Genomic DNA, 23,105 nt, shown 5'->3' with positions numbered 1-23,105 from the left:
TTAACGCTCGGTTACGACCGAGCCAACTGGAAGCATGCTAATGGCTACGATTCATGTAGACGGCAAAGAATACGAAGTCAACGGGGCGGACAACCTTCTGGAAGCTTGTCTGTCTCTTGGCCTCGATATTCCGTACTTTTGCTGGCATCCGGCGCTGGGCAGCGTCGGTGCTTGCCGCCAGTGTGCGGTGAAGCAATATCAAAACGCGGAAGACACGCGTGGTCGCCTGGTGATGTCCTGTATGACGCCAGCCACCGAAGGCACCTTTATTTCGATTGATGACGAAGAAGCCAAACAGTTCCGCGAAAGCGTGGTGGAGTGGTTGATGACCAACCACCCGCACGACTGTCCGGTCTGTGAAGAGGGCGGTAACTGCCACCTTCAGGATATGACCGTAATGACCGGTCACAGCTTCCGTCGCTATCGCTTTACTAAACGTACCCACCGTAACCAGGATCTGGGGCCGTTCATCTCTCACGAAATGAACCGCTGCATCGCCTGCTACCGCTGCGTGCGTTACTACAAAGACTACGCAGACGGTCAGGATCTGGGCGTGTATGGCGCGCATGACAACGTCTACTTCGGTCGCCCGGAAGACGGAACGCTGGAAAGCGAGTTCTCCGGTAACCTGGTAGAAATCTGCCCGACCGGCGTATTCACGGATAAAACCCACTCCGAGCGTTACAACCGTAAATGGGACATGCAGTTTGCGCCTAGCATCTGCCAGCAGTGTTCCCTCGGCTGTAACACCAGCCCGGGTGAGCGTTACGGCGAACTGCGTCGTATCGAAAACCGTTACAACGGTACCGTTAACCACTACTTCCTGTGCGACCGCGGTCGTTTCGGCTATGGCTATGTGAACCTGAAAGACCGTCCGCGTCAGCCGGTTCAGCGCCGTGGTGACGACTTCATTACCCTGAACGCTGAGCAGGCGATGCAGGGCGCGGCAGATATTCTGCGTCAGTCTAAGAAAGTGATCGGTATCGGTTCCCCGCGCGCCAGCATCGAAAGCAACTTCGCGCTGCGTGAGCTGGTTGGGGCTGAGAACTTCTATACCGGCATCGCCGAGGGCGAGCAGGAACGTCTGCAGCTGGTTCTGAAAGTGCTGCGTGAAGGCGGTATTCATACCCCTGCGCTGCGCGAAATTGAATCCTACGATGCGGTTCTGGTGCTGGGTGAAGACTTGACTCAGACCGGCGCACGCGCGGCTCTGGCGGTTCGTCAGGCGGTGAAAGGAAAAGCACGTGAAATGGCTGCGGCGCAGAAAGTGGCTGACTGGCAGATTGCGGCGATCCTGAACATCGGTCAGCGTGCGAAGCATCCTCTGTTTGTGACCAACGTCGACAACACCCGTCTGGACGATATCGCTGCGTGGACCTACTGCGCGCCGGTTGAAGATCAGGCACGCCTTGGCTTTGCCATCGCCCACGCGCTGGACAACAACTCTCCCGCCGTTGAACTGGATCGCGATCTGCAAAACAAGGTTGACGTGATTGTTCAGGCTTTGGCAGGTGCGAAGAAACCGCTGATTATTTCCGGTACCAACGCCGGTAGCGCGGAGATCATTCAGGCGGCAGCTAACGTGGCGAAAGCGCTGAAAGGCCGTGGTGCAGATGTTGGTGTGACCATGATTGCCCGTGCGGTGAACAGCATTGGTCTGGGTATGATTGGCGGCGGCTCGCTGGAAGCGGCGTTAAGCGAAGTGGAGTCTGGTTCTGCGGATGCCGTTGTGGTGCTGGAAAATGACCTGCATCGCCATGCTTCTGCCGCTCGCGTTGACGCCGCGCTCTCCAAAGCGCCGCTGGTCATGGTCATCGACCATCAGCGCACCGCGATCATGGACAAAGCACACCTGGTGCTCTCTGCGGCAAGCTTCGCAGAAAGTGACGGTACCGTTATCAACAACGAAGGTCGCGCACAGCGTTTCTTCCAGGTCTATGATCCGGCGTACTACGACAGCAACACCGTGATGCTGGAAAGCTGGCGCTGGCTGCACTCCCTGCACAGCACCGTACAGAGCCGTGAAGTGGACTGGACGCAGCTTGACCACGTTATCGACGCGGTGGTGGAAAAACTGCCTCAGCTGGCGGGCATTAAAGATGCAGCCCCTGAAGCAAGCTTCCGTATTCGCGGCCAGAAACTGGCACGTGAACCGCACCGCTACAGTGGCCGTACCGCAATGCGTGCCAACATCAGCGTACACGAACCGCGTCAGCCGCAGGATAAAGACACCATGTTCGCCTTCTCAATGGAAGGGAACAACCAGCCGTCTGCGCCGCGTTCGCAAATCCCGTTCGCATGGGCTCCGGGCTGGAACTCCCCGCAGGCGTGGAACAAGTTCCAGGCTGAAGTGGGCGGTTCCCTGCGCCACGGTGATCCGGGCGTGCGTCTGATTGAAGCGTCTGAAACCGGTCTGGATTTCTTCACGACCGTGCCAGCAAGCTTCCAGGCCCAGGACGGTAGCTGGCGTATTGCGCCGTACTACCATCTGTTCGGTAGCGACGAGCTGTCCCAGCGTTCACCTGTCTTCCAGACCCGTATGCCGCAGCCGTATATCAAGCTCAACCCGGCGGATGCCGCAAAGCTTGGCGTTAACGCGGGTGCGAATATTGCCTTTAGCTATGACGGCCAGACCATCAGCCTGCCGCTGATTATCTCTGAAAGTCTGACAGCAGGGCAGGTGGGTCTGCCGATGGGTATGCCAGGCATCGCGCCGGTTCTGGCGGGTGCGCGTCTTGATAATCTGCAGGAGGCAAAAGCATGAGTTGGTTAACGCCGGATCTTATCGACATCCTGCTGAGCATTCTGAAAGCGATTGTTATCCTGCTGGTGGTGGTCACCTGCGGCGCGTTCATGAGCTTCGGTGAACGTCGTCTGCTCGGTCTGTTCCAGAACCGTTACGGACCGAACCGCGTGGGCTGGGGTGGTTCACTCCAGCTGGTCGCGGACATGATCAAGATGTTCTTTAAAGAGGACTGGATCCCGCGCTTCTCGGACCGCGTGATCTTTACGCTGGCGCCGATGATCGCCTTCACCTCGCTGCTGCTGGCATTTGCTATCGTTCCCGTTAGCCCGACCTGGGTGGTCGCTGACCTGAATATCGGCATTCTGTTCTTCCTGATGATGGCAGGCCTCGCGGTTTACGCGGTCCTGTTCGCAGGCTGGTCCAGTAACAACAAATACTCGCTGCTGGGTGCGATGCGTGCTTCCGCGCAGACGCTGAGCTACGAAGTGTTCCTGGGACTCTCCCTGATGGGCGTGGTGGCGCAGGCCGGTTCATTCAACATGACCGACATCGTCAACAACCAGGCTGACATCTGGAACGTTATCCCGCAGTTCTTTGGTTTTATTACCTTTGCTATCGCGGGCGTGGCAGTGTGTCACCGTCACCCGTTTGACCAGCCAGAAGCCGAACAGGAACTGGCCGACGGTTACCACATCGAATATTCCGGTATGAAGTTCGGTCTGTTCTTCGTGGGCGAGTACATCGGTATCGTCACCATTTCCGCGTTGATGGTAACGCTGTTCTTTGGTGGCTGGCATGGCCCGTTCTTACCGCCGTTCATCTGGTTCGCGCTGAAAACCGCGTTCTTCATGATGATGTTCATTTTGATTCGCGCAGCGTTACCGCGTCCACGTTATGACCAGGTAATGTCCTTCGGCTGGAAAGTGTGCCTGCCGCTGACGCTCGTCAACTTGTTGGTAACGGCAGCTGTCATTCTCTGGCAGCAGCCATAAGGGGCTATAGACCATGACCTTAAAAGAATTACTGGTAGGCTTCGGTACCCAGGTACGCAGTATCTGGATGATCGGCCTGCACGCGTTTGCCAAACGCGAAACCCGGATGTACCCGGAAGAGCCGGTATATCTGCCGCCGCGCTACCGTGGCCGTATTGTGCTGACGCGCGACCCGGACGGTTCCGAGCGCTGCGTTGCCTGTAACCTGTGTGCGGTAGCGTGTCCGGTCGGCTGTATCTCTCTGCAGAAAGCAGAGACGGTAGATGGCCGCTGGTACCCTGAGTTCTTCCGCATCAACTTCTCACGCTGCATTTTCTGCGGTCTGTGTGAAGAAGCGTGCCCAACCACGGCGATTCAGCTGACTCCAGACTTCGAGCTGGGTGAGTACAAGCGTCAGGACCTGGTGTACGAGAAAGAGGATCTGCTGATTTCCGGTCCGGGCAAATACCCGGAATATAACTTCTACCGGATGGCGGGTATGGCAATCGACGGCAAAGATAAGGGCGAAGCAGAGAACGAAGCTAAGCCTATCGACGTCAAGAGCCTGTTACCGTAAGGAGAGGGCAATGGAATTCGCTTTTTATATCTGTGGCCTTATCGCCATCCTGGCTACGCTGCGAGTGATTACGCACACCAATCCGGTGCATGCGCTGCTGTACTTAATCATCTCGCTGCTGGCTATCTCCGGGGTGTTCTTCGCACTGGGCGCGCACTTCGCCGGTGCGCTGGAAATCATCGTCTACGCCGGGGCCATTATGGTGCTGTTCGTGTTCGTGGTGATGATGCTGAACCTGGGCGGCTCTGAAATTGAGCAGGAACGTCAGTGGTTAAAACCGCAGGTGTGGATTGGCCCGGCAATTTTGTCGGCCATCATGCTGGTTGTGATTGTTTACGCCATTCTGGGCGTGAACGATCAGGGCATCGACGGCACGCCGATCGGCGCTAAAGAGGTGGGTATCACGCTCTTTGGCCCATACGTTCTGGCGGTGGAACTGGCCTCTATGCTGCTGCTGGCAGGCCTGGTGGTTGCTTTCCACGTTGGTCGCGAAGAGCGTGCTGGCGAGGTGCTGAGCAACCGCACTGACGACCGCGCGAAAAGAAAAACGGAGGAGCGCGCATGATCCCCTTAACACATGGACTGATCCTCGCTGCGATTTTATTCGTTCTGGGTCTGACCGGTCTGGTTATCCGCCGCAATCTGCTGTTTATGCTGATCGGTCTGGAAATCATGATTAACGCCTCCGCGCTGGCCTTCGTGGTCGCCGGAAGCTACTGGGGCCAGACCGATGGTCAGGTGATGTACATTCTCGCCATCAGCCTCGCGGCTGCCGAAGCGAGTATTGGCCTGGCGCTGTTGCTGCAGCTCCATCGTCGCCGCCAGAATCTGAACATCGATTCAGTAAGTGAGTTGCGTGGATGAACATGCTTGCCTTAACCATTATTTTTCCGCTGATTGGCTTCGTGCTGCTGGCGTTTTCTCGCGGCCGCTGGTCTGAGAATCTGTCTGCGACCGTGGGCATTGGCTCAATCGGTCTGGCTGCGCTGGTCACAGCGTATGCGGGGATCGACTTCTTTAACAACGGACGTCAGCCTTTCAGCGTGCCGCTGTGGACCTGGATGTCGGTCGGTGATTTCAACATCGGCTTCAACCTGGTGCTGGACGGCCTCTCGCTGACCATGCTCTCCGTGGTCACCGGCGTTGGCTTCCTGATCCACATGTTCGCCTCCTGGTATATGCGCGGTGAAGAGGGTTACTCCCGCTTCTTCGCCTACACCAACCTGTTTATCGCCAGCATGGTGGTTCTGGTGCTGGCCGATAACCTGCTGCTGATGTATCTGGGCTGGGAAGGTGTGGGTCTGTGTTCTTACCTGCTGATTGGCTTCTACTACACCGATCCGAAGAATGGCGCAGCGGCCATGAAAGCGTTCGTCGTGACCCGCGTGGGTGACGTCTTCCTCGCTTTCGCGCTGTTCATTCTTTACAACGAACTGGGCACGCTGAACTTCCGCGAAATGGTGGAACTGGCGCCAGCGCACTTCGCTGCAGGCAACAACATGCTGTGGTGGGCAACGCTGATGCTGCTGGGTGGCGCTGTGGGTAAATCCGCACAGCTGCCGTTGCAGACATGGCTGGCCGACGCGATGGCGGGTCCAACCCCTGTCTCCGCACTGATCCACGCCGCGACCATGGTCACCGCCGGTGTCTACCTGATTGCGCGTACCCATGGCCTGTTCCTGATGACCCCGGAAATTCTGCATCTGGTGGGTATCGTCGGTGCGGTCACGCTGGTGCTGGCAGGCTTTGCTGCGCTGGTACAGACCGACATCAAACGCGTTCTCGCGTACTCCACCATGAGCCAGATTGGTTATATGTTCCTGGCGCTGGGCGTTCAGGCGTGGGACGCGGCCATTTTCCACCTGATGACGCACGCGTTCTTTAAAGCGCTGCTGTTCCTCTCATCCGGTTCGGTGATTCTGGCCTGCCACCACGAGCAGAACATCTTCAAGATGGGCGGACTGCGTAAGTCCATTCCGCTGGTGTATGTCTGCTTCCTGGTGGGCGGCGCGGCGCTGGCGGCACTGCCGCTGATCACCGCGGGCTTCTTCAGTAAGGACGAAATCCTTGCGGGTGCCATGGCGAATGGTCATATCAATCTGATGGTTGCGGGTCTGGTCGGTGCATTCATGACCTCCCTGTATACCTTCCGTATGATTTTCATCGTATTCCACGGTAAAGAACAAATTCACGCTCACGCAGGGAAGGGGATTACCCACCACCTGCCGCTGATTGTGCTGCTGGTACTGTCCACCTTCGTTGGCGCAATGATTGTGCCGCCGCTGCAGGGCGTACTGCCAGACACCACCGAGCTTGAGCACGGTCGCGTTCTGACGCTTGAAATCACCTCCGGTGTGGTCGCTATTGCGGGCATCCTGATTGCGGCATGGCTGTGGCTGGGCAAACGCACGCTGGTGACCGCCGTTGCCAACAGCGCGCCTGGCCGTCTGCTGGGCACCTGGTGGTACAACGCGTGGGGCTTCGACTGGCTGTACGACATGATCTTCGTTAAGCCGTTCCTGGGCATCGCGTGGCTGCTGAAGCGCGACCCACTGAACAGCCTGATGAATATCCCGGCGATCCTCTCCCGCTTTGCAGGTAAAGGCCTGCTGTACAGCGAGAACGGTTACCTGCGCTGGTATGTGGCGTCCATGAGCATCGGTGCGGTTGTCGTGCTGGCGCTGCTGATGGTGTTGCGTTGATCGTTAAGTGAATTTTATTCGAATTCGTTGAAAATCAGGCCCCTGCTGGGGGCCTTAAAAAGGAATGTAAATCGCCATGTTACTACCCTGGCTAATATTAATTCCCTTCATCGGCGGCTTCCTGTGCTGGCAGACTGAACGCTTTGGCGTGAAGATGCCGCGCTGGATCGCGCTGATCACCATGGGATTGACGCTCGCGCTTGGCCTGCAACTGTGGTTGCAGGGCGGTTACTCACTGACCCAGTCTGCGGGCATCCCGCAGTGGCAGTCTGAGTTCATCCTGCCCTGGATCCCACGTTTTGGTATCACCATCCACCTGGCGATTGACGGTCTGTCGCTGCTGATGGTGGTGCTGACCGGTCTGCTCGGTGTTCTGGCGGTACTCTGCTCCTGGCGAGAAATCGAAAAATACCAGGGCTTTTTCCACCTGAACCTGATGTGGATCCTGGGCGGCGTGATCGGCGTGTTCCTTGCCATCGACATGTTCCTGTTCTTCTTCTTCTGGGAGATGATGCTGGTGCCGATGTACTTCCTGATCGCGCTTTGGGGCCACAAGGCATCCGACGGTAAAACGCGTATCACGGCGGCGACCAAGTTCTTCATCTACACCCAGGCGAGCGGTCTGGTGATGTTGATTGCCATTCTGGCGCTGGTGTTTGTTCACCATAACGCGACGGGCATCTGGACCTTCAACTACGAAGATCTGCTGAAAACCCCGATGTCGCACGGTGTTGAATACCTGCTGATGCTGGGCTTCTTCATCGCATTCGCGGTGAAAATGCCGGTGGTTCCGCTGCACGGCTGGCTGCCAGACGCGCACTCTCAGGCACCCACTGCGGGTTCCGTTGACCTGGCGGGCATCTTGCTGAAAACCGCGGCCTACGGTCTGCTGCGCTTCGCGCTGCCGCTGTTCCCGAATGCGTCCGCTGAGTTTGCCCCGATTGCCATGTGGCTCGGTGTGATCGGTATCTTCTACGGTGCCTGGATGGCCTTCACGCAGTACGACATCAAGCGTCTGATTGCCTACACCTCCGTTTCCCACATGGGCTTCGTGCTGATTGCCATCTACACCGGCAGCCAGCTGGCGTACCAGGGCGCGGTGATCCAGATGATTGCGCACGGTCTGTCCGCTGCCGGCCTCTTCATCCTGTGTGGTCAGCTGTACGAACGTCTGCACACGCGTGACATGCGCATGATGGGCGGTCTGTGGAGCAAAATTAAATGGCTGCCAGCGCTCTCCATGTTCTTCGCGGTTGCCACCCTGGGGATGCCAGGCACCGGTAACTTCGTCGGCGAATTTATGATTCTGTTCGGCAGCTTCAAAGTGGTGCCGGTGATCACCGTGATCTCCACCTTTGGTCTGGTGTTCGCTTCCGTCTACTCGCTGGCGATGCTGCACCGCGCTTACTTCGGTAAAGCGAAGAGCGAAATTGCTGCACAAGAACTGCCGGGGATGTCGCTGCGTGAGCTGTTCATCATCCTGCTGCTGGTCGTACTGCTGGTGCTGCTGGGCTTCTTCCCGCAGCCGATTCTGGATACCTCGCACAGTGCGATGGGCAACATCCAGCAGTGGTTTGTTAATTCTGCTTCTACTACAAGGCCGTAAATCGCCATGACAATAACTCCACAACAACTGATTGCGCTGCTACCGCTGCTGATCGTCGGATTGACGGTGGTGGTTGTGATGCTCTCCATTGCGTGGCGACGCAATCACTTCCTGAATGCCACGCTGTCGGTCATCGGCCTGAACGCCGCGTTAGTCTCTCTCTGGTTTGTTGGCCAGGGCGGTGCGATGGACGTCACGCCGCTGATGCGCGTTGACGGCTATGCCATGCTCTACACCGGTCTGGTGCTGCTGGCGAGCCTGGCGACCTGTACCTTTGCGTACCCATGGCTCGAAGGCTACAACGACAACAAAGAAGAGTTTTATCTGCTGGTTCTGATTGCGGCGCTGGGCGGCATTCTGCTGGCGAATGCTAACCATCTGGCCGCGCTGTTCCTCGGTATTGAGCTGATCTCTCTGCCGCTGTTCGGTCTGATTGGTTACGCCTTCCGTCAAAAGCGCTCTCTGGAAGCAAGCATCAAGTACACCATCCTGTCTGCTGCTGCGTCCTCGTTCCTGCTGTTTGGTATTGCGCTGCTGTACGCACAGTCCGGTAACCTCTCTTTCATGGCGCTCGGCAAGAGCCTCGGCGACGGCATGCTCCACGAGCCGCTGCTGCTGGCGGGTCTGGGCATGATGATTGTAGGCCTTGGCTTTAAACTCTCACTGGTTCCGTTCCACCTGTGGACACCAGACGTATACCAGGGCGCGCCTGCGCCGGTGTCGACCTTCCTGGCGACAGCGAGCAAAATCGCTATCTTCGGTGTGGTCATGCGTCTGTTCCTGTACGCGCCGGTGGGTGACAGTGAAGCGGTTCGCGTGGTGCTGGGCATCATCGCGTTCGTCTCCATCATCTTTGGTAACCTGATGGCGCTGAGCCAGACCAACATCAAGCGTCTGTTGGGCTACTCGTCCATCTCTCATCTGGGCTACCTGATGGTGGCGCTGATTGCGCTGCAGAGCGGTGAAATGTCGATGGAAGCCGTGGGCGTGTATCTGGCCGGTTACCTGTTCAGCAGCCTCGGCGCCTTCGGCGTGGTGAGCCTGATGTCCAGCCCATACCGTGGCCCGGATGCCGACTCACTGTTCTCTTACCGTGGTCTGTTCTGGCACCGTCCGATCCTGTCCGCGGTGATGACCGTGATGATGCTCTCTCTGGCGGGTATCCCGATGACGCTGGGCTTTATCGGTAAATTCTACGTGCTGGCCGTCGGTGTGCAGGCACACCTGTGGTGGCTGACTGCCGGTGTGGTTATCGGTTCCGCGATTGGTCTCTATTACTACCTGCGCGTTGCCGTGAGCCTCTACCTGAGCGCGCCTCAGCAGCTCAACCGCGATGCGCCATCTAACTGGCAGTACAGCGCCGGTGGTATCGTAGTGCTTATCTCAGCCCTGCTGGTGCTGATCTTCGGTATCTATCCGCAGCCGCTGATTGATATCGTGCAGCGAGCGATGCCATTAATGTAAAAGTAAAACCCGCCTCGGCGGGTTTTTTTATGGTTTTCTCCCTCTCCCTGTGGGAGAGGGACGGGGTGAGGGCACCAGCCCGCACCAGACCTAAGCCAGCTGCTTCCGGCTAATCAACGGCCCATCAATCTTCTTCATCGAGCGATCCAGCACCTCTTCAATCACCGACGACAGCTCGTTCAGCTCAAACTTCGCCACGTACCCGTCCGCCTTCACCTTGCGAATATGGTCTTCGTTGGCGTTGCCGGAAAGGGAAGAGTGGATCACCACCGGAATATCCTTCAGTACCGGGTCGGTTTTGATTTTGCGCGTCAGCGTAAAACCGTCCATCTCCGGCATTTCGAGGTCGGTCAGCACCAGGGCAATCTTATCGGTGATCGGCACACCTTCGGCCTGCGCCTGAGCGGCCAGCAGGCTAATTTTTTCCCACGCATCTTTGCCGGTGATATGCAGCTGCGCCGGGATCTCCATCGCCTGCAAACCTTTCTCCAGCATCGAGCGCGCCACTTTGGAATCTTCCGCCACAATCGCCACGGAACCCGGCTTGATGTTGAATTTAGTGGTCTTCAGATTCGTGGCGTGCAGGTCGTGATTCGCCGGGGTGATGTCATACAGGATCTGCTCAACGTCCAGCACCATCGCCAGTTCGTTGGTATCGGCCTTCTCGTCCAGGCAGGCAATACTGGTGATGTAGCGCCCGCTGACGGCAGTTTCCGCCGCGTGCACCTGCTTCCAGTCCAGACGCATGATGTTCTCAACCGACTCCACGGCAAACGCCTGCACGCTGCGGGCATATTCGGTAATCAGCAGGATGTTCAGCCCGGTGGTGGGTTTACAGCCCGCCACGGCGGCCAGATCGATAACCGGGATCACCTGATCGCGAATATTCACCATCCCCATCAGCGGAGACTTCATCCCGGCAGGTTTCGTGAACTCCGGCATCGGTACAATTTCGCGCAGCTTGAAAACGTTAATACCAAACAGCTCGGATTTATTGTCGTTCAGAGAGGTGCCAAGACGGAACAGCAACAGTTCAAAACGGTTCGACAGGGTCAGATTCGCCCTGTCATCAATATCTTTCTGGAAATTATCCATTCTACCCTCGAGAGAAATGCTGGCCTTTTAATCGTTATCGGCATCCTGAGGGAAAAATGAAGGGCTAAACGCTGACCTTAGCGAAATCTTCGGCCAGCTCACATTCCGGGAACAGCGCCCGACACTCTGCCAGCAGGCTTTCGCACCCCCGCGCGTCGTAACGCGAGCTGACATGGGTGATAATGAGCCTGCCGACAGCTGCGTCACGGGCAAGCAGCGCCGCCTGACGCGTTGAGCTATGGCCCCGACTGTTGGCTTTCTCTTCCATGGCCGTCTCCAGCGTGGCTTCATGCACCATCACGTCCACGCCCTGAGCAAGCTGAACGGCGGCAGGGCACGGTGCCGTGTCGCCAAAAATGGCCAGTTTTTTGCCCGGCTGAGGTGCGGCGAGATAATCCTGGCCGTTGATGATGCGCCCGTCCTCCAGCGTAACGTGCTGTCCGTGCTTCAGGCGCTGGAACAGCGGTCCAGGCTTTACGCCATCGGCGATGAGCGCGGCGGCATCCAGTGCGCCGGGTTTGTCGTGTTCCTCAATGCGGTAGCCATAGCACTCCACCGGATGATTAAGCGGTCGGGCGGTGACCTGATAATCCCCATCGTCGAAAACCAGGCCTTCGGTAATCTCAACGACCTCAAGCGGATAGTCGGTCCAGGAGCCGCTGAGGCGTAGCGCGGTTTCAACAAATTCCCGGATCCCCACAGGCCCATAAATCGTCAGCGGGTTGGCATTACCGGCCATTGAGCGGCTGCAAAGCAAACCGGGAAGGCCAAAAAGATGGTCGCCATGCAGGTGAGTGATGAAAATTTTATCCAGCTTGCCGGGGTGATAAGCGGTATGTAAAAGCTGATGTTGTGTCCCTTCACCACAGTCAAACAGCCATAGTCCGCCACGGGTGGGATGTTTAAGATCCAGCAGTATCGCGGTCACATTTCGTGATCGGGTTGGCACGCCAGCAGACGTCCCCAGAAAAATCAGTTCCATAATGCAATCAGCCCTTTGCCGAACGGGGAGGGGTTTAGTATAACGTGATGAACCCCAGGAAGGAGAAAGAGATGATCCAGTGGCAAGATTTACACCATAGTGAGCTCACCGTTCAGTCGCTCTACGCGCTGCTCAAACTGCGCTGCGAAGTGTTTGTGGTTGAACAAACCTGTCCGTATCAGGATATCGACGGTGATGATCTCACAGGGGAAAACCGTCATATTCTCGGCTGGAAGGATAACGAGCTGGTGGCGTATGCGAGGATTCTGAAAAGCGAGGACGATTTTGAGCCCGTCGTGATAGGTCGCGTCATTGTCAGCAACAAAGCACGGGGCGAAAAACTCGGCTATCAGCTGATGGAAAAAACGCTGGATGCGTGTCGGAAACAGTGGCCGGACAAGGCGTTATACCTGGGCGCGCAGGCGCACCTGCAACCCTTCTACGGCCATTTTGGTTTTACGCCGGTTACCGACGTTTATGACGAAGATGGCATCCCGCACATCGGCATGGCACGGGAAGTGAAACAGGCGTAATGGCACGTCGTTGTCTATAGTTAGCGGACTGGTGTACTAACATGGAGAAAAATATGTCATTTCAATCCTGGGATACCCGTATCGACGACGACCTGGCTTTGCTGAGCGAAACGCTGGAAGAGGTGTTACGTTCCTCGGGCGACCCTGCCGATCAGAAATATATTGAGTTAAAAGCCCGTGCTGAACAGGCGCTGCATGAAGTGAAAAACCGCGTCAGCCATGCGTCTGACACTTACTACTACCGTGCCAAAAAAGCGGTTTATCGTGCCGATGACTATGTCCATGAAAAACCGTGGCAGGGCATTGGGGTGGGTGCTGCCGTAGGGCTGGTGCTGGGTCTGCTGCTGGCCCGTCGTTAAGCCGCTTAACCACTCCCTATACGTGGGTACTGCTATTTATGTTCAGTACCCCGTATAATATGCGGTTTTAACAGGGAGAGGTTCGCGTGAATTCGATTTTCCTTGCGCTGGAGCAACTGCAAAGCCAGCTTTCGCAAGCGTTACCCGCCACACCCGGCCTGCGTCATTTCGACGTCTCTTTCCCGTTAAACGACGCCTTCGATCCTCTCGCCTGGCTTGGCGAGCAGCAGTGCTATCCGCAATTTTACTGGCAGCAGCGTAACGGTGATGAAGAGCTGGCTGCGCTGGGGGCGGTCACCCAATTTTCCTCTCTGGCGCTGGCCTCACAGTTTTTGAGTGCAGAACATGCGCCAAAAGAGACTCGCATCTGCGGCCTCAACGCATTCAGCCCGGAGCAGGGCAGTCTTTTTCTGCCGCGCCTGCTCTGGCGACGTACCGCTGGCAACGCCACCTTGCGCCTGCAGCTGTGGAGTGAGAGCTCGCTTCAGGACGACGCGCGCACTGCCCTGGAATTACTCCAGCAACTCCGTCCAGCCAGAGCCATTCGTCCGCTGTCTGTCCAGGTTGAGCGCGAAACGCACCTGCCGCAAAAACCGGAATGGTTGACCCTGATCGGCAAGGCGACGGAGACTATCGCGCGCGGCGATTTCGAAAAGGTCGTGCTTGCCCGGGCCACCGATCTGCAGTGTAAACAGCGGGTTAATCCTGTCGCTCTGATGGCCGCCAGCCGCGCCCTGAATCTCAACTGCTATCATTTCTGCATGGTATTCGACGCCCGCAACGCGTTCCTCGGCTCCACGCCCGAGCGCCTCTGGCGGCGACGTGGCAAGCTGCTGCGCACCGAAGCGCTGGCGGGCACCGTCGCCAGCCATACGGATGATAAACAGGCGCAGCGCCTGGGCGAGTGGTTGCTGAATGATGATAAAAACCAGCGTGAAAATATGCTGGTCGTGGAAGATATCTGCCAGCGTCTTCAGCACCATACGCAGACGCTTGAGGTATTGCCTGCTCAGGTCGTCCGGCTGCGTAAAGTCCAGCATTTACGACGCTGTATCTGGACGGAGCTAAAACAGGCCGATGACGAATTGTGTCTGCATGTGCTCCAGCCGACAGCCGCCGTTGCCGGGCTTCCGCGACAGCCCGCGCGTGCGTTTATCCACAACGTTGAGCCTTTCAACCGCGAATGGTACGCCGGTTCGGCCGGGTATTTATCGCCCGATCAAAGCGAGTTCTGTGTGGCGTTGCGCTCGGCGCGCGTCCAGGATGACGCCCTGCGGCTCTACGCCGGGGCGGGCATCGTCAGCGGATCTGACCCGGAGCAGGAGTGGCAGGAGATCGAAAACAAAGCTGCTGGCTTGCGCTCTCTGCTCCTTAGGGATTAATACTGATTCGCGCAATCCCGATTCATATCAAAATTCCAATTTTTTCTATTATTTATACTGTGTCGCATTCTTGATACCGGACAATCTCATGTCAGTAAGTTCTTTTAACCGACGCTGGGCGGCGGTGATCCTTGAAGCCCTGACGCGCCATGGCGTCAGGCACGTGTGTATTGCACCGGGTTCTCGCTCAACGCCGCTGACGCTGGCGGCCGCCGAAAATCGGGCATTGATTCATCACACCCATTTTGATGAGCGTGGCCTTGGGCATCTGGCGCTTGGGCTGGCAAAGGTCAGCAAAGAACCTGTGGCGGTGATTGTCACCTCCGGTACCGCCGTGGCGAACCTCTACCCGGCCCTGATTGAAGCCGGGCTAACCGGTGAAAAGCTGATCCTGCTGACGGCCGACCGTCCTCCTGAGCTTATCGACTGCGGAGCGAATCAGGCCATTCGTCAGCCGGGACTCTTTTCTTCGCATCCTTCGCAGACGGTTTCGCTGCCGCGTCCTACCCAGGATATTCCGGCAAGCTGGCTGGTCTCCACCGTCGATCACGCCATCGAGACATTGCGCAGCGGGGCGTTGCACATTAACTGTCCATTTGCCGAGCCGCTGTATGGCGAACTGGACGATACCGGCCTTGACTGGCAGCGCTCCCTCGGTAACTGGTGGCAGAGTGAAAAACCGTGGCTGCGCGGGCAAACGCATCTTGAGAGCGCGAAACAGCGCGACTGGTTCTTCTGGCGCCAAAAACGCGGCGTGGTTATTGCCGGGCGCATGAGCGCCGCCGAAGGCAGGCGGGTCGCCGAATGGGCGCAAACCCTCGGCTGGCCGCTGATTGGCGACGTGCTTTCCCAGACCGGTCAGCCGCTGCCGTGCGCCGATCTCTGGCTCGGGAATGCAAAGGCGGTCACTGAGCTTTCACAGGCGCAGATTGTGGTTCAGATCGGCGCCAGCATGACCGGGAAACGCCTGCTGCAGTGGCAGGCGACCTGCACGCCGGAAGAGTACTGGCTGGTCGACCCGCTGGAAGGGCGGCTTGACCCGGCGCACCATCGCGGCCGCCGTCTGGTGAGCAACATTGAGAGCTGGCTGGACCTGCATCCGGCGGAAAAACGTCAACCCTGGGCGGTGGCAATCCCCGAATTGTCTCGTCAGGCGTGGGAAATCACCAAAGCGCACTGTGAGACATTCAGCGAAGCCGGTCTGGCGCACCGTATTCGTCAGTATCTGCCTGAACAGGGCCAGCTGTTTGTCGGTAATAGCCTGGTGGTGCGTCTGATTGATGCCTTTTCGAAGTTGCCTGCGGGCTACCCGGTTTACAGCAACCGCGGCGCCAGCGGCATCGACGGGCTGATCTCGACGGCGGCGGGCGTGCAGCGCGCCAGCGCGAAATCGACGCTGGCGATCGTGGGCGATCTCTCCGCGCTTTACGATCTCAACGCGCTGGCGCTGCTGCGTCAGGCTTCCGCACCGTTTGTGCTGATCGTCGTGAACAACAACGGCGGGCAGATTTTCTCTCTGTTGCCAACGCCCCAGAGCGAGCGTGAGCGCTTCTATCTGATGCCGCAGAACGTGCAGTTTGAACATGCCGCGGCAATGTTCAGCCTGAAATACCACCGCCCGGAGAGCTGGCAACAGCTGGAAGCCGCGTTAAGCAGCGCCTGGAAGCAACCGGGCGCGACGCTGATTGAGCTGGTCGTGAACGATGCCGACGGTGCGCAGAGCCTGCAAAGCCTGCTGGCACAGGTGAGTCAGCTGTGATCCTCGCAGGCGTGCAGCAGACCGGAGAACCAGGCTATCCCTGGCTGGTCTTTTTGCACGGTTTTTCCGGAGACTGCCGCGAGTGGCAGGTTGTCGGGGAGACGCTGAGCGAGTATCCCCGGCTCTATCTTGACCTGCCGGGGCACGGTGAATCCCGGAATATTACCGTGACGGGGTTCGAGGAGATGAGTACGTTACTTACCCGAACACTGATTAGTTACAACATACTTAACTACTGGATGGTGGGGTACTCCCTCGGCGGCCGCATTGCGATGTTTCACGCCTGCCAGCAGCCGAAGGGGCTGTTGGGCGTGATGGTTGAGGGCGGACATCCGGGCCTGCAGAACGCCGACGATCGCCATGCGCGGCGGGTATCCGACCACCGCTGGGCGACACGTTTTCGCACCGAACCGCTGGATAAGGTCTTTGCTGACTGGTACCAGCAGCCGGTGTTTGCCTCTCTCCCGGACGCTGAGCGGAAGGCGCTTATTACCCTGCGCAGCCAAAACAACGGCATAACGCTGGCGAAAATGCTTGAAGCGACCTCGCTGGCCGGGCAGCCGGATTTACGTCCCGCGCTCAGCACCCGCCATTTCTCTTTTGATTACCTCTATGGCGAACGTGATAAAAAGTTCGCGGCCCTTGCCGCTGAACTGCACGCCGTTCGCCATGAAATTCCAAACGCCGGACACAACGCCCACCGGGAAAACCCCGCTGCGGTCGCCGCGAGTCTGGCTCAGATACTGCGTCTTCGAACAAAGGACACTCTATGATCTATCCTGATGAAAACATGCTTTACGCGCCGGTCGAATGGCAAGACTGCTCCGAAGGCTACACCGACATTCGTTACCACAAATCCGCTGACGGCATCGCCAAAATCACCATCAACCGTCCGCAGGTGCGTAACGCCTTCCGTCCGCTGACCGTCAAGGAGATGATCCAGGCCCTGGCGGATGCTCGCTATGACGATAACATCGGCGTGATTGTCCTGACCGGCGAAGGTGAGAAAGCCTTCTGCTCCGGTGGCGATCAGAAAGTGCGCGGTGACTACGGCGGATACCAGGACGATGCGGGTACGCATCACCTGAACGTGCTCGATTTCCAGCGCCAGATCCGCACCTGCCCGAAACCGGTGGTGGCGATGGTGGCGGGTTACTCCATCGGCGGCGGTCATGTGCTGCACATGATGTGTGACCTGACCATTGCCGCCGAGAACGCCATCTTCGGCCAGACCGGTCCGAAAGTGGGCTCTTTCGACGGCGGCTGGGGCGCTTCCTACATGGCGCGCATCGTCGGGCAGAAAAAAGCGCGTGAAATCTGGTTCCTGTGCCGTCAGTACAACGCCCAGGAAGCGCTGGATATGGGCCTGGTGAATACCGTGGTACCGATTGCCGATCTCGAAAAAGAGACCGTCCGCTGGTGCCGTGAAATGCTGCAAAACAGCCCAATGGCGCTGCGCTGCCTGAAGGCGGCACTCAACGCTGACTGTGACGGTCAGGCGGGCCTGCAGGAGCTGGCGGGCAACGCCACCATGCTGTTCTACATGACCGAAGAGGGTCAGGAAGGACGCAACGCGTTTAACGAAAAACGCCAGCCTGATTTCAGCAAATACAAACGGAACCCGTAATGCGTCGCGCGCAGGTTTACCGCTGGCAGATACCGATGGACGCGGGCGTGGTGCTGCGTGAACGGCGGTTAAAAACCCGTGATGGCTTCTTTGTGCATCTCCAGCAGGGTGAGCGAGAAGGCTGGGGCGAGATTTCGCCGCTGCCGGGCTTTAGCCTGGAATCGCTCGATGATGCACAGGCTGCGCTGCTGGCGTGGGCAGGTGCGTGGCGCGAGGGCGCGAACCCGGCGTTGCCGGACGTGCCTTCTGCGGCCTTTGGTATCAGCTGTGCGCTGGCAGAACTGGAGGGCAGCCTGCCGGAAGAGGGCAATTACCGCGCGGCACCGCTGTGCACGGGCGACCCGGACGAGCTCTTTGCGTTGCTCTCCACCATGCCGGGCGAGAAAGTGGCGAAAATTAAGGTCGGTCTCTACGAAGCGGTGCGCGACGGAATGGTTGCCAACCTGCTGCTGGAAGCGATTCCCGATTTGCACCTGCGTCTTGACGCAAACCGCGCCTGGACGCCGCTTAAGGCGCAGCAGTTTGCGAAATACGTCAACCCGGCGTACCGCAGCCGCATCGCCTTCCTGGAAGAGCCGTGCAAAACCCGCGACGATTCGCGCGCGTTTGCTCGTGAAACGGGGATTGCTATCGCCTGGGATGAAAGCCTGCGCGAAGACGATTTTGAATTTATTGCCGAGCCGGGCGTCAGCGCAGTGGTGATTAAACCGACGTTAACCGGCAGCCTGGCGAAGGTCCGCGAGCAGGTTGCCGCGGCGCATGCGCTGGGTCTGACGGCGGTGATCAGTTCGTCGATTGAGTCCAGCCTTGGGCTGACCCAACTGGCACGTATTGCCGCCTGGTTAACGCCTGACGCTGTCCCCGGCCTCGATACGCTGAACCTGATGCAGGCTCAGCTTCTCCGCCAGTGGCCGGACAGCGCGCTGCCGTGCCTCAGCGTTGAGGCGCTGGAGCCGCTGCTATGAGTTTTACCGACTGGCCATGGCGGCACTGGTGTGCGCAGTTTGCCGATAAACCTGCTCTCAGGCTGAACGACGACGCGCTGAGCTGGCAACAGCTGTGCACGCGTATCGATCGCCTTGCCGCGGGCTTTCATCAGCAGGGGGTGGAGGAGGGTGACGGTGTTCTGCTGCTGGCCTATAACCACCCGCAAACGCTGATGGCATGGCTGGCGCTGCTCCAGTGCGGCGCGCGTATTCTTCCAGTGAATCCACAGCTGCCGCGTCCGCTGCTGGACGTGCTGCTCCCCCAGATGACCCTGCGCTTTGCGCTGGTGCTGGACGGCAGCTACGACGCTCTTCCTGCCCTGAGCATGCGTGAGCCAGCCGACGCGTACCGCGTTGCATGGCAACCGGCGCGGCTGGCCTCGATGACGCTCACCTCCGGCTCGACCGGGCTACCGAAGGCGGCGGTGCATACCTGTGCCGCCCACCTTGCCAGCGCACGCGGCGTGTTGTCGCTGATGCCCTATGGGGACAACGACGACTGGCTCCTTTCGCTGCCGCTGTTTCACGTTTCCGGTCAGGGAATTTTATGGCGCTGGCTGGTGGCCGGGGCACGCTTAACGGTGCGCGAGAAACAACCTCTGGAACAGGCGTTACGCGGCTGCACCCACGCCTCGCTGGTGCCGACCCAGCTCTGGCGTCTGCTTAATCGTCACAAGCCTGTTGCACTGAAAGCGGTGCTGTTGGGCGGGGCTGCAATCCCCGTTGATTTAACACAGCAGGCGCGCGAACAGGGTATTCACTCCTTCTGCGGTTACGGCCTCACCGAGTTTGCCTCTACCGTCTGTGCGAAAGAGGCAGACGGAGAGCCGGACGTAGGGTATGCGCTGCCGGGCAGAGAGGTGCAGGTCGTTGACGGTGAAGTCTGGATCAGGGCTGAAAGTATGGCTTCCGGCTACTGGCGGGACGATGCGCTGATGCCGTTGACCAATGCGCAGGGATGGTTCGCCACCCGCGACCGTGGGGAATGGCATAACGGGCGACTGACGATTTTAGGCCGCATAGACAATCTCTTTTTCAGCGGAGGAGAGGGGATCCAGCCGGAATCGCTGGAACGTGTTATCGCCGCACACCCGCAGATTAACCAGGTGTTTATCGTCCCGCTGGACGATGCCGAGTTTGGACAACGTCCGGTGGCGGTGGTGGAGTGCGAGCCGGGAACGGATATCGCGCAATTTCCTGACTGGATCCAGGGCAGACTGGCGCGCTTTGAGCAGCCGGTCCACTGGCTGGTACTGCCGGCGGAGCTAAAAAATGGCGGGATTAAGATCTCCCGCCAGGCGTTAAAACAGTGGGTGAATGCCCAGCTGTCGGCGTAATTATCCGATATCCGGCTCCGGTTTGCGCTGGCGACGGCGCAGCAGGCGTAATATCGGCGGCACCACAATCACCATGATTGCCAGCGCTAACAGGACCTTCGCGACGCTGCTGTCCCACAGGATCGACATATTGCCGTTACTGATGGACAGCGCGCGGCGCAGGTTCTGCTCCAGCATCTCGCCAAGCACGAACCCCAGAATCAGCGGTGACATCGGGAAGTGCATCTTACGGAGTATGTATCCCAGCACGCCCAGGACCACCATCAGCACCAGGTCAAACGTGGTGCTGTGCACCGCGTACACCCCTACAGCAGAGACGGCGGCAATCGCCGGGACCAGGAACCACAGGGGAATGGTCAACATGCGGGTGAACAGCCCAATCAGCGGGATATTCATCACCAGCAGCATCACGTTAGCGATCAGCAGGGCGGCAATCAGCCCCCAGACAATATCCGGCTGCTCGGTAAACATTGCCGGTCCCGGCGTGATGTTGTAGAGCGTCAGGGCGCCCATCATCACCGCCGTGGTGCCGGAGCCCGGTACGCCAAGGGTCAGCATCGGGATAAACGAGCCACAGGCCGAGGCGTTATTGGCCGCCTCAGGCGCCGCCACGCCGCGAATATCGCCTTTACCAAAGCTGTCGCTGTTGCCGCTGAGCTTTTTCTCGGTCATGTAGGTAATGGCGCTGGCGATGGTGGCCCCGGCGCCCGGCAGGATGCCGACAAAGAAGCCAATTACCGATGAGCGCAGCGTGGTGCCGATGCACTGCGCGCCCTCTTTAGCGCTAAAGAGCATCCGGCCGGTTTTGCGCACCAGCGTCTGCCCGCTGCTGGTATGTTCCAGCATCAGTAAGATTTCAGAGACAGAGAACAGACCAATCACGACCACGATAAACTGCACGCCGTCGGACAGGTGAACGCTGTCGAAGGTAAAGCGATAGACCCCGGTGTTGGCATCCACGCCGACGGTGGCTAACCCTAAGCCAATCAGCGCGGACAAAAACGACTTGAGCGGATTTTGCGCCATCATGCTGCCGAGACAGGCAATGGCAAACACCATCAGGGCAAAATATTCTGCCGGACCAAACGCCAGCGACCACTGGGCCAGCGCAGGCGCAAACAGAATGATGCCGCCAATGGCAACCAGCGAGCCAAAGAACGAACTGACCGCTGAAATGGAGAGCGCCACGCCCCCGCGACCCTGTCGCGCCATCGGATAGCCATCCAGCGCGGTCATGATCGCCGCCGCATCTCCCGGCACGTTAAGCAGGATCGACGAGATGCGCCCGCCATATTCACAGCCGATATAGACCGTTGCCAGCAGGATCAGCGCCGATTCCGCAGGCAGATGCAGGGCAAAGGCCAGCGGAAGTAAAATTGCTACCCCGTTGATCGGCCCAAGACCCGGCAGCAGGCCGACAATCGTGCCCACGAAACAGCCGATCAGGGCGATCACCAGGTTTTCCGGGGTCATCGCCACGGCGAACCCCTGTGAGAGGTAAATCCAGGTATCCATAGCGTGCTCCGTTAATTAAGCCAGGCGCCGAGCGGTAACGTCACGTCCAGCAGGCGGTCAAAGGCGTACCACAGTAAAATCCCCATCACCACGCCTGAGATCCCTGCCGCAGGCAGGGTGGCGTTAAACAGCATGCCGATCACCATCGTCAGGATGGCGGTCGCCACCGGGAAGCCGAGCCATTCAAAGCCCCAGGCGTACATCAGCAGGACAATGACCATCACCAGCAGACGCTGCAGAATGCGACGCGGTGGCCACTCGACGGTGTCCGGGTGGCGCAACAGCAGCGCCACCGAGCAGAGCAGCATCAGGCCGACGATGCCCATCGGGAAGGGGCGTGGCCCTACGGGTTCATAGCTGTATTCGCTGTGGATCTGCCAGGCGACAAACATCCCGCCAACGCAGAGCAGCAGCCATATCCCGGCAAAAATACGATCGCTCATAGCGCCTCCGGTTATTTCGCCAGACCAAAGGCTTTCGCCTGCTCGCGGTAGTCATTCACCTGTTTTTTGACGTACTCATCCAGTGGCTTACCGGTCAGGTTAAATTCAAACAGCCCGCGCAAATCGCGCTGTTTCTTAAACTCTTCGGTCTGCTGGAGTGTGTTGAACGCGTCGACCCACCATTGGTACTCGGCATCGGTCACTTTTGGCCCGACGAAGAACCCGCGGATGATCGGCCAGACCAGGTTGTAACCCTGCTCTTTGGCGGTCGGCACGTTAGCCAGCTGTCCCGGCAGACGGTTTTCCGAGAAGACCGCCAGCACGCGGATTTTGTCCCCGTTCAGGTAGGGCACCATCTCGCTGAGATCGCCGGAAACGGCCTGAACGTGGTTGCCCATCAGTGCCGTAACCGGCTCGCCGCCGCCTTCAAAGGCCACGTAGCGCATTTTGTGTGGGTCAACCTTCGCCTGTTGCGCGAGAAGGGCGGCTTTCATCCAGTCCTGGCTACCGATCGACGCGCCTGCGCCAATCACCACGCTGTTCGGATCTTTTTCCATGGCGGTGAGCAGGTCTTTCAGGGACTTCCACGGTGAGTCGGCACGCACGGCAATCATCCCGTAGTCGGTACCGACGGTCGCCAGCCAGCGCACGTCATCCACGCCATACCGGCCAAACTTGCCCTGAGACAGGTTCAGCAGTGAACCACCGGAGAAGGCCACCACCGTCCCCGCTTCCGCAGGTCGTTGTGCGACGATGGCGTTATAGGCCACCGCGCCCACGCCGCCGGGCATGTAGGTCACGCGCATCGGTTTCTCGATGGCCTTCGTCTCCAGCATGCTGACCTGAATCAATTTGCAGGTGAGATCGAAACCGCCACCCGGTTTGGCCGGGGCGATACATTCGGTACGGGACGGGGCGTCCTGCGCCTGAACGACAGAGGTACTCAACAGGAATGCGCTTGCAGCAAGGGTAGAAAGTAAGTGTTTTTTCATCGTTTATCCTCACGCCGGGGTACGGGTAT

21 protein-coding genes are annotated in these 23,105 nt (G+C 58.5%); 16 read left to right on the top strand and 5 right to left on the bottom strand.

The genetic code is table 11. The features are described 5' to 3' along the window. The first annotated feature begins 40 nt into the window (after positions 1-40). The 8 genes from nuoG (at position 41) to nuoN (ending at position 10,066) form a co-directional block, all read left to right on the top strand. Positions 41-2,764, top strand: coding sequence for an NADH-quinone oxidoreductase subunit NuoG (gene nuoG / locus ACOTY9_RS06290; RefSeq protein ID WP_421637315.1), 2,724 nt, complete (start codon positions 41-43; stop codon positions 2,762-2,764). Then, complete coding sequence (gene nuoH, locus ACOTY9_RS06285; protein ID WP_008500211.1) at positions 2,761-3,738, top strand: NADH-quinone oxidoreductase subunit NuoH; 978 nt, start codon at positions 2,761-2,763, stop codon at positions 3,736-3,738. The genes nuoG and nuoH overlap by 4 nt, the downstream gene beginning before the upstream one ends. A 13-nt stretch (positions 3,739-3,751) precedes the next feature. Further along, positions 3,752-4,294 carry an NADH-quinone oxidoreductase subunit NuoI gene (gene nuoI, locus ACOTY9_RS06280; protein WP_003861491.1) on the top strand — a complete coding sequence of 181 codons (543 nt, stop codon included), beginning with the start codon at positions 3,752-3,754 and terminating at the stop codon, positions 4,292-4,294. Positions 4,295-4,304: 10 nt separating this feature from the next. Beyond that, on the top strand, positions 4,305-4,859 hold the full coding sequence (nuoJ, locus tag ACOTY9_RS06275) for an NADH-quinone oxidoreductase subunit J (protein WP_008500212.1): 555 nt from the start codon (positions 4,305-4,307) through the stop codon (positions 4,857-4,859). After that, positions 4,856-5,158: an NADH-quinone oxidoreductase subunit NuoK gene (nuoK, locus tag ACOTY9_RS06270; RefSeq protein WP_003861496.1), complete on the top strand. Its 303-nt coding sequence runs from the start codon at positions 4,856-4,858 to the stop codon at positions 5,156-5,158. Before nuoJ ends, nuoK begins: the two co-directional genes overlap by 4 nt. After that, complete coding sequence (nuoL, locus tag ACOTY9_RS06265; RefSeq protein ID WP_014884634.1) at positions 5,155-6,996, top strand: NADH-quinone oxidoreductase subunit L; 1,842 nt, start codon at positions 5,155-5,157, stop codon at positions 6,994-6,996. The genes nuoK and nuoL overlap by 4 nt, the downstream gene beginning before the upstream one ends. A 76-nt stretch (positions 6,997-7,072) precedes the next feature. Continuing rightward, entirely contained in the window at positions 7,073-8,602 is a 1,530-nt protein-coding gene (gene nuoM / locus ACOTY9_RS06260) for an NADH-quinone oxidoreductase subunit M (protein ID WP_014884633.1), read from the top strand. A 6-nt stretch (positions 8,603-8,608) separates the two neighbouring features. Then, the gene (nuoN, locus tag ACOTY9_RS06255; RefSeq protein WP_014884632.1) at positions 8,609-10,066 is read left to right on the top strand and encodes an NADH-quinone oxidoreductase subunit NuoN; all 1,458 of its coding nucleotides are present in this window, start codon (positions 8,609-8,611) and stop codon (positions 10,064-10,066) included. 90 nt (positions 10,067-10,156) lie between these two features. On the opposite strand, the gene ACOTY9_RS06250 is transcribed toward nuoN, so the two are convergent. Both ACOTY9_RS06250 and rbn read right to left on the bottom strand, forming a co-directional pair. Continuing rightward, positions 10,157-11,161 (bottom strand): chemotaxis protein, encoded by a 1,005-nt coding sequence (locus ACOTY9_RS06250; protein ID WP_014884631.1) that lies wholly within the window; start codon positions 11,159-11,161, stop codon positions 10,157-10,159. A gap of 64 nt (positions 11,162-11,225) precedes the next feature. Beyond that, on the bottom strand, positions 11,226-12,143 hold the full coding sequence (gene rbn, locus ACOTY9_RS06245; protein WP_045268979.1) for a ribonuclease BN: 918 nt from the start codon (positions 12,141-12,143) through the stop codon (positions 11,226-11,228). 71 nt (positions 12,144-12,214) lie between these two features. On the opposite strand from rbn, the gene ACOTY9_RS06240 reads away from it, so the two are divergent. The 8 genes from ACOTY9_RS06240 to menE all read left to right on the top strand — a co-directional run bounded on the left by ACOTY9_RS06240 (position 12,215) and on the right by menE (position 20,126). Further along, a complete protein-coding gene (locus ACOTY9_RS06240; protein WP_023338569.1) occupies positions 12,215-12,676 on the top strand; it encodes a GNAT family N-acetyltransferase in 462 nt (153 codons plus the stop codon). A gap of 53 nt (positions 12,677-12,729) precedes the next feature. After that, complete coding sequence (elaB, locus tag ACOTY9_RS06235; protein ID WP_008500219.1) at positions 12,730-13,035, top strand: stress response protein ElaB; 306 nt, start codon at positions 12,730-12,732, stop codon at positions 13,033-13,035. Positions 13,036-13,121: 86 nt separating this feature from the next. Beyond that, the gene (menF, locus tag ACOTY9_RS06230; protein ID WP_282374524.1) at positions 13,122-14,417 is read left to right on the top strand and encodes an isochorismate synthase MenF; all 1,296 of its coding nucleotides are present in this window, start codon (positions 13,122-13,124) and stop codon (positions 14,415-14,417) included. A gap of 88 nt (positions 14,418-14,505) precedes the next feature. Next, positions 14,506-16,176: a 2-succinyl-5-enolpyruvyl-6-hydroxy-3-cyclohexene-1-carboxylic-acid synthase gene (menD, locus tag ACOTY9_RS06225; RefSeq protein WP_348565364.1), complete on the top strand. Its 1,671-nt coding sequence runs from the start codon at positions 14,506-14,508 to the stop codon at positions 16,174-16,176. Next, positions 16,173-16,949: a 2-succinyl-6-hydroxy-2,4-cyclohexadiene-1-carboxylate synthase gene (gene menH / locus ACOTY9_RS06220; protein ID WP_348565365.1), complete on the top strand. Its 777-nt coding sequence runs from the start codon at positions 16,173-16,175 to the stop codon at positions 16,947-16,949. The genes menD and menH overlap by 4 nt, the downstream gene beginning before the upstream one ends. After that, positions 16,946-17,803, top strand: coding sequence for a 1,4-dihydroxy-2-naphthoyl-CoA synthase (gene menB / locus ACOTY9_RS06215; protein WP_013098093.1), 858 nt, complete (start codon positions 16,946-16,948; stop codon positions 17,801-17,803). Before menH ends, menB begins: the two co-directional genes overlap by 4 nt. After that, positions 17,803-18,768, top strand: coding sequence for an o-succinylbenzoate synthase (gene menC, locus ACOTY9_RS06210; protein WP_063614232.1), 966 nt, complete (start codon positions 17,803-17,805; stop codon positions 18,766-18,768). The genes menB and menC overlap by 1 nt, the downstream gene beginning before the upstream one ends. Beyond that, positions 18,765-20,126: an o-succinylbenzoate--CoA ligase gene (gene menE / locus ACOTY9_RS06205; RefSeq protein ID WP_179121085.1), complete on the top strand. Its 1,362-nt coding sequence runs from the start codon at positions 18,765-18,767 to the stop codon at positions 20,124-20,126. The genes menC and menE overlap by 4 nt, the downstream gene beginning before the upstream one ends. Here the strand turns inward: menE and ACOTY9_RS06200 are convergent, their stop codons facing one another. From ACOTY9_RS06200 to ACOTY9_RS06190, 3 genes are read right to left on the bottom strand one after another with little or no spacing between them, the layout of a single operon-like run. Further along, on the bottom strand, positions 20,127-21,641 hold the full coding sequence (locus tag ACOTY9_RS06200; RefSeq protein WP_348565366.1) for a tripartite tricarboxylate transporter permease: 1,515 nt from the start codon (positions 21,639-21,641) through the stop codon (positions 20,127-20,129). It lies immediately after the preceding gene. Between the two features lie 11 nt (positions 21,642-21,652). Then, complete coding sequence (locus ACOTY9_RS06195; RefSeq protein ID WP_014884622.1) at positions 21,653-22,084, bottom strand: tripartite tricarboxylate transporter TctB family protein; 432 nt, start codon at positions 22,082-22,084, stop codon at positions 21,653-21,655. Positions 22,085-22,095: 11 nt separating this feature from the next. Continuing rightward, the gene (locus tag ACOTY9_RS06190; protein WP_032635989.1) at positions 22,096-23,076 is read right to left on the bottom strand and encodes a Bug family tripartite tricarboxylate transporter substrate binding protein; all 981 of its coding nucleotides are present in this window, start codon (positions 23,074-23,076) and stop codon (positions 22,096-22,098) included. Between the last annotated feature and the right edge of the window lie 29 nt (positions 23,077-23,105).

The sequence above is a fragment of the Enterobacter cloacae complex sp. SHL012 genome (assembly GCF_049237505.1).
In the GTDB taxonomy this organism is placed as follows: domain Bacteria; phylum Pseudomonadota; class Gammaproteobacteria; order Enterobacterales; family Enterobacteriaceae; genus Enterobacter; species Enterobacter kobei.
The sequence above is the reverse complement of the archived record's forward strand: the minus strand, read 5'-3'. Positions and strand labels throughout refer to the sequence as shown.

Coding starts and splice junctions, on each gene's coding strand:
- nuoG (WP_421637315.1), top strand. CDS start 41: ATGGCTACGATTCATGTAGACGGCAAAGAATACGAAGTCAACGGGGCG.
- nuoH (WP_008500211.1), top strand. CDS start 2,761: ATGAGTTGGTTAACGCCGGATCTTATCGACATCCTGCTGAGCATTCTG.
- nuoI (WP_003861491.1), top strand. CDS start 3,752: ATGACCTTAAAAGAATTACTGGTAGGCTTCGGTACCCAGGTACGCAGT.
- nuoJ (WP_008500212.1), top strand. CDS start 4,305: ATGGAATTCGCTTTTTATATCTGTGGCCTTATCGCCATCCTGGCTACG.
- nuoK (WP_003861496.1), top strand. CDS start 4,856: ATGATCCCCTTAACACATGGACTGATCCTCGCTGCGATTTTATTCGTT.
- nuoL (WP_014884634.1), top strand. CDS start 5,155: ATGAACATGCTTGCCTTAACCATTATTTTTCCGCTGATTGGCTTCGTG.
- nuoM (WP_014884633.1), top strand. CDS start 7,073: ATGTTACTACCCTGGCTAATATTAATTCCCTTCATCGGCGGCTTCCTG.
- nuoN (WP_014884632.1), top strand. CDS start 8,609: ATGACAATAACTCCACAACAACTGATTGCGCTGCTACCGCTGCTGATC.
- ACOTY9_RS06250 (WP_014884631.1), bottom strand. CDS start 11,161: ATGGATAATTTCCAGAAAGATATTGATGACAGGGCGAATCTGACCCTG.
- rbn (WP_045268979.1), bottom strand. CDS start 12,143: ATGGAACTGATTTTTCTGGGGACGTCTGCTGGCGTGCCAACCCGATCA.
- ACOTY9_RS06240 (WP_023338569.1), top strand. CDS start 12,215: ATGATCCAGTGGCAAGATTTACACCATAGTGAGCTCACCGTTCAGTCG.
- elaB (WP_008500219.1), top strand. CDS start 12,730: ATGTCATTTCAATCCTGGGATACCCGTATCGACGACGACCTGGCTTTG.
- menD (WP_348565364.1), top strand. CDS start 14,506: ATGTCAGTAAGTTCTTTTAACCGACGCTGGGCGGCGGTGATCCTTGAA.
- menB (WP_013098093.1), top strand. CDS start 16,946: ATGATCTATCCTGATGAAAACATGCTTTACGCGCCGGTCGAATGGCAA.
- menC (WP_063614232.1), top strand. CDS start 17,803: ATGCGTCGCGCGCAGGTTTACCGCTGGCAGATACCGATGGACGCGGGC.
- menE (WP_179121085.1), top strand. CDS start 18,765: ATGAGTTTTACCGACTGGCCATGGCGGCACTGGTGTGCGCAGTTTGCC.
- ACOTY9_RS06200 (WP_348565366.1), bottom strand. CDS start 21,641: ATGGATACCTGGATTTACCTCTCACAGGGGTTCGCCGTGGCGATGACC.
- ACOTY9_RS06195 (WP_014884622.1), bottom strand. CDS start 22,084: ATGAGCGATCGTATTTTTGCCGGGATATGGCTGCTGCTCTGCGTTGGC.
- ACOTY9_RS06190 (WP_032635989.1), bottom strand. CDS start 23,076: ATGAAAAAACACTTACTTTCTACCCTTGCTGCAAGCGCATTCCTGTTG.